Genomic DNA, 12,743 nt, shown 5'->3' with positions numbered 1-12,743 from the left:
GCGCGGGGGGTCAGACCCGCGCCCCTTCGCCGTACCGCCGCAGGCACCGCAGGCACCGGAGCTCCGGAATCCACGGAATACACGGAATCCGGCGTGGCACCCGGATCCGGGTGATTCATCCCGATATGAGTGCACAGCATGAGCATGAGTGAGAGTGAGAACGCCGCTGTCGTGGTGGGGGTCGACGGTTCCGAACACAGCCGGCGGGCCCTGGAGTGGGCGCTGCAGGAGGCGCGGAGCCTGGAGGCCCCGCTGACCGTCGCGCATGTGCGCTCGGAGGCGCTGCAGCTGGGCAGCGCCCGGATCGCCTCGCTCGGCCCGGCGCCGGAGCTGCCCGACACGGTCGTGGACGCGCTGGCCGCCGAGGTCGGGCCGCGTGCCGAGGGTCTGGACGTGCGGTACGCCTCGCTGGACGGCTCCGTCGTGGACGCCCTGGTGGAGGCGGCCGGGCGGGCCCGGCTGCTTGTCGTCGGCTCACGGGGGCGCGGCGGGTTCAAGAGCCTGCTCCTGGGGTCGAACAGTCGGTCGCTCGCGGCGGCCGCGCCCTGCCCGGTGGTCGTGGTGCCGCACGAGGCGCGGGCCGCGTCCCTGGAGAGCGGGGCTGCGGCGGGGCGGGTGCTGCTCGGTCTGGAGACCGACGAGACCGCCGACGAGGTCGTGGACTTCGCGTTCGAGGCGGCGCGGCGGAGGGGTGTGCCGCTGGAGGTGGTGACCTCGTATCCGGTGCCGCCCTCCCCCGCGCTGCTCATCGGCGCTCCGGCGCCGGCCCTCCAGGTGCCGCCGCCGATGCCGGACGAGACCCCGGACCTGGTGGAGAGCACGACCCGGCGGCAGGAGGAGCGGCTGCGGCCGTGGACCGAGCGCCGTCCGGAGGTCGAGGTGATCCCGACCATCACGCCGGCCGATCCGGCCGGGCGGCTGGTCGAGGACTCCCGGGAGGCGGGGCTCGTGGTGGTGGGGCGGCACCGTCGGCACCGGATCGAGACGCTGCTCATGGGCTCGGTCGCGCACGCCGTGCTGCACCATGCCCACTGCCCGGTCGCGGTGGTGCCGCCGGCGCCGAAGCGGTGAGCGAGCAGCCGGCGCGGGTGCGCGGGCGGGAAAGGGAGGTATTCACCTCTTCAGGTGATGGCGGATGTGGAGAAACGTGTCTGCCTCCGGAGGTGCCGGGAACCTCGTTGCACGGGGACCGATCCAGTGGAGCGTGTCCATGCATCTGATCCGACACGGCGAGGCCGATCTCGCCGTACGGTCGAGCGAGGGCCTGACCACGGTCGAGCTGTACGGAGAGCTCGACCTGGTGCTGGTGCAGCGCGTCCGGCCCGAACTCGACGTGCTGGCGCGCGAGGCGCCCGCACTCGCCGTCGACCTGCAGCGCGTCACGTTCTGCGACGCGTCGGGGCTCGGGCTGCTTGTGCGCTGCGCGCAGCGCGTCCGCGAGCGGGGCGCGGGCTGGCGGCTGGTGTGCGACCGGCCGATGATCCTGCGCCTGGTGCGGCTCGCGGGCCTCGACGACGTCCTGTGCCCGTCGCCGCCGGCGGCCCCGCCGCCGGGTCCGCGCACCACGGCCCAGCCCGGGCGGCTCCGGGTGTAGCGAGCTGCGGACCCCGCTGTTCGCGGCCACCCGCGAGGGCGGCCACGAGGGCGGCCGCGAACAGCCTGACCGGGTCCTAGGCGGGCAGGAGTTCGCCCGCGCCGCCGGGTTCCATGGACTGGCCCGGGAAGCCCGCGGTCGGGTGCGGGGCCGGCGGGCGCATGCCCGGGAGGCGCAGCTCGATGATGCCGCGGACGGCCGGCCACTCCTCGTCGAGGATCGAGTAGAAGGCGGTGTCGCGGACCACGCCGTCCAGGCCGCGCGAGTGGGCCCTGCGGACCCCTTCGCAGCTGGCGCCGAGCCGCTCGATGGCGACGCGGGAGCGGGTGTTGCGGGCGTCGGCGCGCATCGAGATCCGGCGCACGCCCCAGGTCTCGAAGGCGTGCCGCAGCATGAGGTACTTGGCCTCGGTGTTGACGCCGGTGCCGCGGGCCTCGCTGGAGATCCAGGTGTTGCCGATCTCGGCGGCGTCGGGCACGGCGGTCAGCGGGTCGCCGTTGGGCACCCCGGTGACCGGCGGCCAGATCACCGGCCCGCGCCAGTAGTCGAGTTCCAGGAAGCGGGTCGAGCCGAGGACCCGGCCGGTATGCGGGTCGACCAGGGCGAACGGCAGGGCCCGGCCCGACGCCTGTTCGGCGAGAGCGCGGGCGATGTAGTCGCAGGAGGCATCAAGGCCGTGGGGCACGGAGGTGTAGGCATAGGCCGCACGGTCCAGTGCGCCCGCCCAGGCGATGCCCTCGGCGTGGCGCATGGCCAGCGGCTCCAGGCGCACGGTGCGCCCGGTAAGGACTACAGGTACTGGCACGGGTCCTCGGGTCTTTCACGGGCAGGGGTCATCGCACGCCGGATCGCGGCGGCGACGAAAGGGAGGGGTTCCCGGCCCGGTGACGACCACCTTGCCCAAGGGGAAAAGGGCAAGTGAAACGGTTCGCCATCGGTGGCGGGAGGAACAGTATGCAGCCCCGGGGCCCCTGAGAACAGAACCCCGCGCGAACCCGCGCGCACGACTCGGTGAATGTCCGGTTTACCCCATCCCTCATTCGGCCCAGCGGAGGGTTTCGAGGGCCTTGCGGGGTCCTCCGCGGGCCTGGCGTCAGGCACCGGAAAGGGCTCCGGCGACCGCCCTGGGGGACGGTCGCCGGAGCCCGTGAAATGCCTGGTCAGAGCCTACGAGGCGGCTTCGGCGCAGGCCGGGTGACCCCAGCCGTCGGGGTTCTTGGTGATGGTGTCGCCCTTGGCGTACGCCTGACCGCAGCGGCAGCGTCCCGGGAAGCGGGCCTTGAGGCTGGGCGCGGACGAACCGGAACGCGTACCGGCGCGCGTACCGGCGCGCGTGGAGCCGGTGGCGCCGGTGGCCGTGCGGGGCCGCTTGGCGGCGGCCGGGCGGGCCGATGCGGGCTCCGGCGGGGGCAGCGTCGAGCCCTCGTCCGAACCGGCGGGCTGCTGGCTGCGGGCGGTGTGGCTGGCGGCCCGGTCGGCCGCGTCGTTCAGGGGGTCGCCGTCGACCTGGTGGGCGGGGGTGTAGACGAACTCCACCCGCCGGTCGGCGAGCAGTTCGTCGATGCGCACCACGAGGTCCTTGTTGGCGACGGGGGTGCCGGCGGAGGTCTTCCAGCCCTTGCGCCGCCAGCCGGGGAGCCAGGTGGTGACGGCCTTCATCGCGTACTGCGAGTCCATCCGCACCTCGGCGGGCACGGCGGGGTCGAGGCGCTCCAACAGGCGCAGGAGCGCCGTGAGTTCGGCCACGTTGTTGGTGGCCGTGCCGAGCGGTCCGGCCTCCCAGTGGGCGATCTCGCCGTCCCCGGTCCCGATGACCCAGGCCCAGGCGGCGGGTCCGGGGTTGCCCTTGGACGCGCCGTCGCACGCCGCGATGATCTTCTCTGTCATCCCTCGATCCTGACATGCCGCGCCCCGTGCCCCGGACCACCGCCGGCGGCGCCGAGCCGGGCCGCCTCGGCGAACAGGGCCTCTCGGCCGATGGCCTCGGCGCGGGTCGAGGGGACGGTGCAGGCGTGGGCACCGGCGATGCTGCCGTGCAGGGCGCAGGTACGGGCGGGGGCACCGGCGAGCCAGGCGTGCAGGAAGCCGGCGGCGAAGGCGTCGCCCGCGCCGTTGCTGTCGACGACGGGGGCGGTCGGGGCGACGGCGGGGACGTGCGTGAGCGGCTCGTCGGCGCCGGTGAGGAGGTACGCGCCGGCGGCCCCGTCGGTGGCCACGGCGACCGAGGCCCGGCCGCGGGCGAGGACGTCGCGCAGGGTCCGCTCGGGGTCGTCGAGGGCGGTCGCGGAGAGGAACACCAGGTCGGCGGCGAGGGCGAACGGCTCGTGATAGGCGTCGCGGCCGTCCCAGTCGTGCAGATCGGTGGAGAGCGTGACGCCGGCGGCGCGCAGCTCGGGCAGGGCGTGGGCGCAGGGCTGGGTGATCGAGACATGGGCGTGCCGGCTGCGGGCGGCGAGGGCGCGTACGGTCTCGGGAGGGAGCCGGTCGGCGTCCCGGCCGCGGGTGGCGTCGTAGAGGGAGAGCCGGCGCCCGTCGGGCCCGACGAGGTTGACGGCCCGCTTGGTGCCGGTGGGCTGGGGCACGTCGGTGAGGGCGATGCCGTGGTCGCGGTGGAAGGCGCGGACGAGGTCGCCCTCAAGGTCGGCGCCGAGCAGGTCGAGGTGGTGGGTGCGCAGGCCGAGGCGGTGCAGTCCGAGGGCGACGAAGTCCCCGGTCTGGCCGGCGCGGGTGACGATCCCGGTGCCGATCTTGTGGCTGTCGGCGAGCGGCAGGGGCAGCTCTGGCACGTAGACGATGGTGTCGACGCCGGCGCCGCCGAGGACGAGGACGTCGATGTCCCGGTCGGGGGCGGTCGTCGTCGCCGTGGCCGTGGCTCGGTCGTGGTCGGGGTCGGTGCCGGGGGCCGTGGTGGCGTCGCTGCTCATGCCGGGCAGTCAAACAGCGGCCCGGACCGCGCGCAAGATCTTGCAGTCATTTTCTGCAAGACGGGTGGTCCGGGCCGACGGCGGTCAGCGGCGGGCGAGTTGGGCGTCCAGCCACTCCAGGACCTCGGGGGTGACCGGGTCGGTGATGTCGGCGTACTCCTCGTGCTTCTTCAGGAACTTCGCGACGTACGGGCAGACGGGCACGATCCGCTTCCCGGTGGCGCGCACGTCGTTCAGCGCCTGCTCGACGAGGATCGAGGCGAGGCCCTGCCCGGCATAGGCCTCGTCGACCTCGGTGTGGAAGAAGACGCGCTGCGCGTCCCGGTCGCGGAAGGCGGTGAGTCCGGCGCGCTGTTCGTCGACCAGGATCTCGTAGCGGTGCCGGGGCTCGTTCAGGCGGACGACGGGGGTGGTGGCGGGCTGGGTCATGACGGGCCTTCCTGTGGCGGCGGTGGGGTGCGGGTTCTTGCGGGCCTTCAGCGGGGTGTGGGGGAGTTCGGGGGCCGGGAGGCGGTCTCCGGGGTAGCCGTGGACCTCGCCGAAGCGGTCGCCGGTCGTCCAGTCCTCGCGGGCCTGGCGGATCTCGGCGTCGGTGCGGGCGATGAAGTTCCACCACATGACGATCTCCTCGCCGAAGGGTGCGCCGCCGAGCAGGACGGCGCGGGCGCGGTGCGGGGAGGTGTTGGTGAGGGTGAGGGCGGCGCGGCCGGGGGCGGTGTAGCCGAGTTCGGCGGGGTGGAGGACGGTGCCGTCGAGGCGGATCTCACCCTCGTCGACGAGGAGGCCGTGCTCGAAGCCGGGGTCGACGTCGAGGGTGACGGTGGCAGCAGGGGCGAGGAGGAGTTCGGCGCCGAGCAGCGGGGTGAAGGTGCGGACCGGGGAGGTGTCGCCGGCCAGGGTGCCGAGGAAGACCCGGAGTTCGGCGCCGTCGACGTGGACGGGCCGCGGGGCGTGGTGCTGGAAGTCGCGCGGCGCGTGGCGGTGGGCGTCGGGGAGGGCCAGCCAGAGCTGGACGCCGTGCAGGACGGTGGTCTCGGGGGTGGAGACCTCGGAGTGGCTGATGCCGTGGCCGCCGGTCATCAGGTTGATCTCGCCGGGGCGGACGTACGCGTGGGTGCCCAGGCTGTCGCGATGCTCGATCTCCCCGGTGAACAGCCAGCTCACGGTCTGCAGTCCGGTGTGGGGGTGCGGGGCGACGTCCATGCCGCCGGACTCCGCGACCCGGTCGGGGCCGTAGTGGTCCGCGAAGCACCACGCGCCGATGAGGGTGCGCGACCGCTGCGGAAGGGTGCGTCGTACGGTCATGGCGCGCGGGCCGCCCAGCGGGACGTCCCGGGCGGCGAGGACCTCGACCTCGTTGGCACCCATTCCCGACCCCTCTCCACCCGATCTCGTCGATCGCGCCCGTCTCGCCGAACGCCTCACCGAGCAAGATAGTTTTCTTTTCAACAATCATGGACGATAATAGCCCCGAGGACAACCCGGGACAACGGTGAAGGAGCAGATGGTGAGCGAGCAGCGGGTGTACGTCGACAAGCAGAGCCCCGCCGCCTACCAGGCCCTGGTGAGGACCGCCGAGGCCGTCCGCGCGACCGCCGCCGACGCGGGCCTCGACCGCGTCCTGGTGGAGCTGGTCAACCTGCGCGTCTCGCAGCTCAACGGCTGCGCGTACTGCCTCGACGTGCACACCCGCGCCGCGCTGCGCGCCGGCGAGACCACCCGCAGGATCGGCGTGCTCGCCGCCTGGCGCGACACCGAGCTCTTCACCCCGCGCGAGCGCGCCGCCCTCGCCCTCGCCGAGGCGACCACCCACCCGGCGGACGCCCTCGCCCAGGAGCGCGCCTACGCCGAGGCGCGGGAGGCGCTGAGCGAGAACGAGTTGTCCGCGGTGATCTGGGTGGCCATCGCCATCAACGCCTTCAACCGGGTCTCGATCCTCAGCAAGCACCCGGTCCGGGACACCCCCGTCCGCCGCTAGGGCGCATCCCGCTAAGGCGCGGTGGCCCACACCGCGTCCGGGGTCGAGAGCCGCCACAGCAGCGCGGCGGCGGCCGCCAGGAGGCCGAGGCCGACGCCGAGGACCAGCGGCATGCCGGAGCCGAGCAGGAGCAGACCGCCCGTCAGGCCGCCGAGGCAGAGGGCGATCACCGACAGGACGCGGCGGCCTCGGCGGTGGGCCGCGCCGCCCACCTCGGCGGTGTCCGCCACCAGACCGGTGAGGGTCTGGTTCACCACCGTCGTGGTCACGTCCGGGACGCCGAGCCGGCGGGCGACCGCGTTCTGCAGCCCCATGGCGAGGGCGAGCGGCACGATCACCAGGAAGCGGGCGGGCCTCCCCTCCAGGCTGCCGGCCACCAGGGACACCACGAGCGCCGCGGCGAAGAGCACGGCCTGCACGGTCATCGCCCCGGCCACCAGGCGCCCGCGGTGTGCCGCGAGGCGTCCCCCGAACCGGCCGCCGGCCGCCGCCCCGGCGACGAAGGCCGCGAGGGAGACGCCGGAGGCGAGGACGGAGTGCCCCTGGGCACCGGCGAGCGCGAAGCCGAGGAACACCACGTTGCCCGTCATGTTGGCGACGAAGACATGCCCGAGGCCCAGGTAGCTGACCGCGTCCACCAGGCCGGTCAGCACCGTGAGGGCGAGCAGCAGCGGGGGCAGCGGGCCGTACCGGTCCCCCTTCGGCGGGACCAGCGTGCGGGCCGCGTCGACGAGCAGCGTCAGCATCCTCGTCAGGCTCCTTCCGCGACGGAGGGCGGGGCCCGGCGGCCCCGCTCCCGCCCATGATCCACCTCGGAAGGGCCCCGGCTCAGGACGCCGGGTACGTGGACACGACCTTTCCCTTCTGATCGGCCGCCAGATAGCCGGTCGCGCTGTACTCGTTGATGAGGTAGAAGCGCATCGTGGGCCGGTCCCCGTTGAAGGTCCAGCGGTCGGCGATCACATAGCGCATCGACGGGTTCTCGACGTTCAGTTCGCGTTCGCCCCGGTGGATCAGCGCGGGCAGCGCGTCCCAGGACAGGGCGGCGACGTCGAAGGGCTGCTCGTCGGGGTCGGCGTCGATGGTCCCGCCGGGGCCGTTCTTCTTGACGACACCGCCGCGGTACTCCCAGCGGTCGTAGGTCTTCGCCCCCGGCCGGGTCGGGATCTCGGCGAGGGCGTACTCCTCGTAGACGGTGAGGCCCTTCATGGTGGTGGTGCCGGACGCGTCGCCGAAGGCCTTGACGACCGCCCGGACGTTGGCCGTCGTGAGCAGGCTGCCCTTGGCCGCCGGGGCGGCGGAGCCCGTGGGCGTGCCGGCGGTGCTCGCACCCGGGGTGCGGGCCGCCGTGGAAGGGCTCGATCCGCCCTTCGCGCCGGAGTTCGGGTCGCCGCCGTCGCCGCCGTCCGGGAGCAGCTGCACGGCGCCGACCACCAGGGCGGCGGTGAGGACCGCGGCGCCGGCGATCGTCGCGGCCCGGCGTCCGGCCGTGGCGGTGGTACGGGACCGGGGCGGCGCGGCCGGAGCGGTCGGCGCGCCCCACGGGGAGGGAGCGGGCGCCGGGGCACCGTAGGCGGGGTGGGCGTACGGTGCGCCGAACCCCACCGGAGCCGGGCCCGGGCTCGGGGCCGGGGTCGAGACCGGGGCCGGGGCCGGGCTCGGGGCCCCTGGCGCCTCGGCCTCCGCGAGCAGCCGGTCCAGGAGCGCGCCGTCCGGCCGGGCCGCCGGGTCGCGCACCAGGACCTTGGCGAGGACCGGGGCCAGCGGCCCGGACCGTACCGGCGCCGGGATCGGGTCGTCGAGGACCGCCACGACGGTGGCCAGGCTGGTGGCGCGGCGCAGCGGGTGGTGGCCCTCGGCCGCCACGTACAGGAGCATGCCGAGGGACCACAGGTCGGAGGCCGGGTTGCCCTCCTCGCCGCGCAGCCGCTCCGGGGCGATGAACTCGGCGGAGCCGATGACGTCGCCGGTGGAGGTGAGCCGCGAGGTGGTCTCGCTGAAGGCGGCGATGCCGAAGTCCGTGAGGACGGCGCTGCCGTCCTCACGGAGCAGCACGTTGGCGGGCTTCACGTCGCGGTGCTGGATGCCGGCGGCGTGCGCGGCGCGCAGCGCGGACAGCACCTGGCGGCCGAGGGTGACGGTCTCGGCGGGCGTCATCGGGCCCTCGGCGAGCCGGTCGTGGAGCGAGCGGCCGGGGACCAGCTCCATCACGATCCACGGGTGGGCGCCGTCGCCCGGCTCGACGATGTGATGGATGGTCACGACGTGCGGGTGGGACAGCCGGGCGAGGGCGCGGGCCTCGCGCAGCGCCCTCTCGCGCAGCTGCGCGGTGAAGCCGGGGCTCGCCGCCTCGACCGCCGGGTCCGGCGGCCGGACCTCCTTGAGGGCGACGTCCCGGTCGAGCGCGACGTCCCGCGCCCGCCACACCGTGCCCATGCCGCCGCTGCCCAGCCGGCCGATCAGGCGGAACCGCCCGTCCACCAGCGGTCTGCCGTCCTCACTCGTTCCCATGGGCGGTCATGCTAGGGCCTGTCCACGACACCGCCCACGTCGCCTCTGACGCTGCGCCCGCTCAGTCCTCGGCGGGCAGGCTGTCCATGAAGGAGCTCACCGAGAAGACCGCGCGGCCGGGGCCGGCCGGGCCGTATCCGGGGGGCGAGCTCAGGCCGTTCGACTCCATCGTGGCGCGGTAGGCCTCCAGGAGGCGGATGTGGTACTCCAGGGGCGCGCCGGCGGGGTTGGCCTTGCCGAGCGGGGTGGTGGGCTCGGGGCACCAGGTGGTGAAGCGGGGCGTGATGCCGCGCGACATGAAGTACTCCAGGCCCTCCGTGGTGGAGGCGATGGCCTCGTCGACCGTGGTGAAGCCGAAGGGCTCGGCCATCTCCACGCCGGCCACGAAGTTGGGGATGACGTTGCGCGGGCCGAAGACCTCGGCCGAGTCGAGGATCCGGCGGTGCCACTCGTCACGGCCGACGTAGCGCTCCTTGCCCGGGCAGTAGAGCTCGAACAGGCGCTTGTCCCACACCTCGTAGTTGGGGTGGTAGATCTGGATGCCGTAGTCCTTGAAGCGCTGTACGTCGGCCTTGGGCAGCGCCTGCGCGACGACCTTGCCGATCCAGCGGCCGGGGAAGCGCTCCTCGATGGCCTGCGCGTACTGCCCGTAGAAGTCGGCCTCGTCCTTGCCGCCGACGCGGGAGGTGACGGCGCCGCCGGTGAGGGTGTAGGCGGTGGAGGCGCCGGCCGTGTCGTACTTGTCGATGATCGCGAGCGCCTCGAGCACCTCCTCCACGTCCTTGACGCCCGTGTAGGGGCGCCCGGCGGCCTTGTGCTGGCGCCAGTTGTGGTTGATGTCGCAGTACTGGCACTCCTCCTTGGCGCCGAAGTACTGGCAGACCCGGAAGACCGTCAGATAGACGAGGTAGCCCCACTGGATGGTCGGGGCGACCTCCATCACCGACTTCCCGCTGGGCAAGGTGTGCCGGTAGTACTCCGGCATCGGCGGCAGGCCGACGTCGGCGATCCGGCGCCCGTCGAGGTAGAGGCCGAGCAGACCGTCGTCGCCGGCCGCGACGCGGTACGGCGAGGCGGGGTTGACCCGCACCGAGACGACGGTGCGGCGCAGCTCGTACGGGCCGCCGGTGAGGACGATCTCCTCCGGCGGGCGGCGCAGGGCGGCCTGGCCGAGCTCGGGCAGGGTGCGGTGGTCGAAGGAGAAGATGAAGTACGACTTGGGCTTGACCTCGCCGGCCGCCTCGTCGCCCGAGTCGGTGAGGGCCGAGTCGTCGAAGGCGATGCCGCCGCGCAGCAGGTCCTCCTTGATCACCGCCTCCTTCGGAACGTGCGGGAAGCGGTGCATGAGGTCTTCGACCTCGTCGGTGCGGCGGATCATGCGCGAGTACATCTCCTCGGTCGGGTGGTCGCGAGCCGGTGGGCCGATGACCACCCTAGGACGGCGCCCGGCGGCCCGGCATCCGGCCCCGGTCGCGGACCGGCCTCCGCCGGGCGGCCGAGGCCGGTCCGCGACGCCGTGGCCGTCGACGACCGGCGCTCACGACCGGTGCCTACGGCTGGTGCTCACGACCGGTGCTCAGAAGTTGCCGTAGTTGACCTGCCAGGTCGGCAGGCCCATACGGCGCCAGACCGCGACGACCCGGTCGCGGTCGTCGAGCGACACGCGGACCGCGTAGCGCGGCCGGACGTGGGTGTCGAACAGTTCGGCCTTGACGAGGTCGTCGGAGCGCCCGTCGTCGGAGCCGCGCATCCACAGCTCGTCGTACGGCACCTCGTGGCGGGCGAGCCAGGCCTCGGTGATCTCCCGGTGGTCCTCGCTGCGCCCGGAGAGCAGCACGATCCGGTCCCGGTGCGCGGCGCGGAAGGCGCGCAGGGCGTCACGCACGGGCGGGTTGAGCAGGTCGAGGTCGCAGCGGGTGAAGTCGTACGGGCCGCGGTCGCCGCGCAGCGCGAGGGTGCCGTCGATGTCGCACAGGACGGCGGTGGGCAGCGCGGGGTCGGGGATGTACGGGGTGACGCCGGGCCGCTCGTTGAGCCAGGCGTCGGTGAGCCGCCAGCCGCTGCGGCGGGCCTTGGCGTGCTTGTCGGCGAGGATCCGGATGATCTCCTCGCCGACCGGCCGCTCGCGGGCGGCGTCGCGGCGGACGCACTCCTCGACGGGCACGTCGGTGAAGTCGTGCACGACGAAGGTGGCGTCGCGGCCGGTGAGGGCCGCCTTGAGGCGCCGCGGGATGTGCGGGGTGAGGTGGGTGTTGTCGACGACGACGTCGAAGCCGTCGTCGACGGCGGCGCGGATCGCGGCGTCCTGGATGCCGAGCACGGTCTGCTCGTGGGTGCGGGAGCGGCGGTCGCCGCCGGTGGTGCCGCCGGGCAGGTCGAGCATCCCGCGCAGGTCGTCGAGGTTCACCCGGCGCATCCGGCCCTCGGACCGCTCCTGGAGGGCGCGGGCGGCGGTCGTCTTGCCGGAGGCCGGCAGTCCGGTCATCACATGGACCACGGGCACGGTCAGTTCTCCTCGTCGGCGGTGAAGGGGTCGGCGTTCTCGGGGCGCAGCGAGCGCCAGGTCATCAGGTCGGTGCGGCGCCCGTCGAGGCGCAGGAACATCGCGGAGCGCAGCTGTCCGTCGGACAGTCCGCGCGCGGCGCGGGCGAAGGCGGAGCGGTCGCCGGCGAGGTGCGCGAGCGAGGCGTACGCCTCGTCGACCGCCCGCTCGCGGGCGGTGAACTCGGTCTCCAGACGCTCGACGACGGACCGCACCCAGGCGTCGAACTCGTCGGGCACCTGCTCCAGGAGCGCGTCGAGCGGGCGTCCGCCGTCGGCGCGGATGCCGCCGAGTTCGGCCATGGACAGGCCGAGGCCGCTCGCCAGGATCTTGGCGGAGGTGCCGGCGAAGCGCTGGATGCCGTGGCCGCGCCAGATGTCGCGCTCGGTGACGCCGGTGACGACCTTGTGGAGGCGCACGTACTCGGCGATCTTCGCCTTGGCGCGGACTCCGGACGCGAAGCGCAGCACGAAGCCCTCGGCGTCGGTGCCGGTGGCGGCCCTGCCGTCGGGGAGCGTGCTCGATTCGGTCAGCTTGAGCAGGGCGTCGAGCGCCATCGGCGGGTGCACGGTGACGACCGATCCGATGCCCTGCCAGGCGCCGGCGGCCTCGGTGAGCGGCGTCTCGTTGCCGTCGGGTCCGTAGGCGGCGAGCAGGACGAGGTCGCGGCGGTCGCCGTAGTCCACGACGATCCGGTTCTCCGGGTACAGGATCTCCACGAGGTACGTGGTGCCCGGGACGAGCGCCGAGGTGTCGGCCGCGTCGAGGCGGCGCTGCGCCCAGGTCGCCTGGGTGCTGACGAAGGAGCCCTTGGAGGCGACCCGCCAGCGGTCCTCGTAGTGGAAGAGGACGCCGAGGCTGCCGTCGACCTTGTCGTACACCTCGAAGGGCTCGTCGGGCAGCGCCGGCGCGTAGGCGCGGCCGTGGGTGTGCTCGGAGACGTTGAAGAACTTGGGCAGCGGCAGGGCGACGACGCGGCCGGTGCGGTCGTCGGCGACGAGGCCCCGGCAGCGGACGGTGACCCGGTTCCAGACGCCCTCGTACTGGCAGGCCCGCGTGTACGTGTAGATGGACAGCGGCAGCTCGGGGTGCGACTTGCGCGTCACGTGGCCTGCTGCGACCGCCGCCGCCAGTTCGTCCTTCGGCAGCAGCGCGTCGAGAGTCAGGTGCGCCTGGCTCATGGGTTCCCTCCCG

Annotated in this window: 12 protein-coding genes and 1 pseudogene; 3 read left to right on the top strand and 10 right to left on the bottom strand. The window is 73.8% G+C overall.

Annotation, left to right across the window (positions count from 1 at the left end; genetic code table 11):
- Positions 1–144 precede the first annotated feature (144 nt).
- A complete protein-coding gene (locus AB0M18_RS20585) occupies positions 145–1,071 on the top strand; it encodes a universal stress protein (RefSeq protein ID WP_365759967.1) in 927 nt (308 codons plus the stop codon).
- A gap of 139 nt (positions 1,072–1,210) precedes the next feature.
- Positions 1,211–1,594 (top strand): STAS domain-containing protein, encoded by a 384-nt coding sequence (locus AB0M18_RS20580; protein ID WP_365759964.1) that lies wholly within the window; start codon positions 1,211–1,213, stop codon positions 1,592–1,594.
- Between the two features lie 76 nt (positions 1,595–1,670).
- On the opposite strand, the gene AB0M18_RS20575 is transcribed toward AB0M18_RS20580, so the two are convergent.
- From AB0M18_RS20575 to AB0M18_RS20555, 5 genes and pseudogenes are all read right to left on the bottom strand, one after another.
- Complete coding sequence (locus AB0M18_RS20575; RefSeq protein WP_365759962.1) at positions 1,671–2,399, bottom strand: GNAT family protein; 729 nt, start codon at positions 2,397–2,399, stop codon at positions 1,671–1,673.
- 362 nt (positions 2,400–2,761) lie between these two features.
- Positions 2,762–3,481: an RNase H family protein gene (locus AB0M18_RS20570; RefSeq protein ID WP_365759960.1), complete on the bottom strand. Its 720-nt coding sequence runs from the start codon at positions 3,479–3,481 to the stop codon at positions 2,762–2,764.
- A complete protein-coding gene (locus tag AB0M18_RS20565) occupies positions 3,478–4,518 on the bottom strand; it encodes an adenosine kinase (RefSeq protein WP_365759958.1) in 1,041 nt (346 codons plus the stop codon). The genes AB0M18_RS20570 and AB0M18_RS20565 overlap by 4 nt, the downstream gene beginning before the upstream one ends.
- Positions 4,519–4,602: 84 nt before the next feature.
- Positions 4,603–4,947 carry a GNAT family N-acetyltransferase gene (locus AB0M18_RS20560; RefSeq protein ID WP_365760188.1) on the bottom strand — a complete coding sequence of 115 codons (345 nt, stop codon included), beginning with the start codon at positions 4,945–4,947 and terminating at the stop codon, positions 4,603–4,605.
- A gap of 30 nt (positions 4,948–4,977) precedes the next feature.
- Positions 4,978–5,886 (bottom strand): annotated as a pseudogene (locus AB0M18_RS20555) (pirin family protein); the annotation flags it as partial.
- Between the two features lie 139 nt (positions 5,887–6,025).
- Here AB0M18_RS20555 and AB0M18_RS20550 point away from each other — a divergent pair.
- Positions 6,026–6,496, top strand: a complete 471-nt coding sequence (locus AB0M18_RS20550; RefSeq protein WP_365759956.1) for a carboxymuconolactone decarboxylase family protein — start codon at positions 6,026–6,028, stop codon at positions 6,494–6,496.
- A gap of 11 nt (positions 6,497–6,507) precedes the next feature.
- On the opposite strand, the gene AB0M18_RS20545 is transcribed toward AB0M18_RS20550, so the two are convergent.
- From AB0M18_RS20545 to AB0M18_RS20525, 5 genes are all read right to left on the bottom strand, one after another.
- The gene (locus AB0M18_RS20545) at positions 6,508–7,242 is read right to left on the bottom strand and encodes a YoaK family protein (RefSeq protein WP_365759954.1); all 735 of its coding nucleotides are present in this window, start codon (positions 7,240–7,242) and stop codon (positions 6,508–6,510) included.
- Between the two features lie 82 nt (positions 7,243–7,324).
- Complete coding sequence (locus AB0M18_RS20540) at positions 7,325–9,007, bottom strand: serine/threonine-protein kinase (RefSeq protein WP_365759952.1); 1,683 nt, start codon at positions 9,005–9,007, stop codon at positions 7,325–7,327.
- A gap of 61 nt (positions 9,008–9,068) precedes the next feature.
- The gene (locus tag AB0M18_RS20535; RefSeq protein ID WP_365759950.1) at positions 9,069–10,385 is read right to left on the bottom strand and encodes a radical SAM protein; all 1,317 of its coding nucleotides are present in this window, start codon (positions 10,383–10,385) and stop codon (positions 9,069–9,071) included.
- A 198-nt stretch (positions 10,386–10,583) separates the two neighbouring features.
- A complete protein-coding gene (locus AB0M18_RS20530; RefSeq protein ID WP_365759948.1) occupies positions 10,584–11,510 on the bottom strand; it encodes an AAA family ATPase in 927 nt (308 codons plus the stop codon).
- A 2-nt stretch (positions 11,511–11,512) separates the two neighbouring features.
- Positions 11,513–12,730 (bottom strand): RNA ligase, encoded by a 1,218-nt coding sequence (locus AB0M18_RS20525; RefSeq protein WP_365759946.1) that lies wholly within the window; start codon positions 12,728–12,730, stop codon positions 11,513–11,515.
- Between the last annotated feature and the right edge of the window lie 13 nt (positions 12,731–12,743).

Origin of the sequence: Streptomyces sp. NPDC051909, assembly GCF_040681095.1 — a bacterium.
Classification (GTDB): domain Bacteria; phylum Actinomycetota; class Actinomycetes; order Streptomycetales; family Streptomycetaceae; genus Streptomyces.
This window is presented reverse-complemented; position numbering and strand designations above follow the sequence as displayed.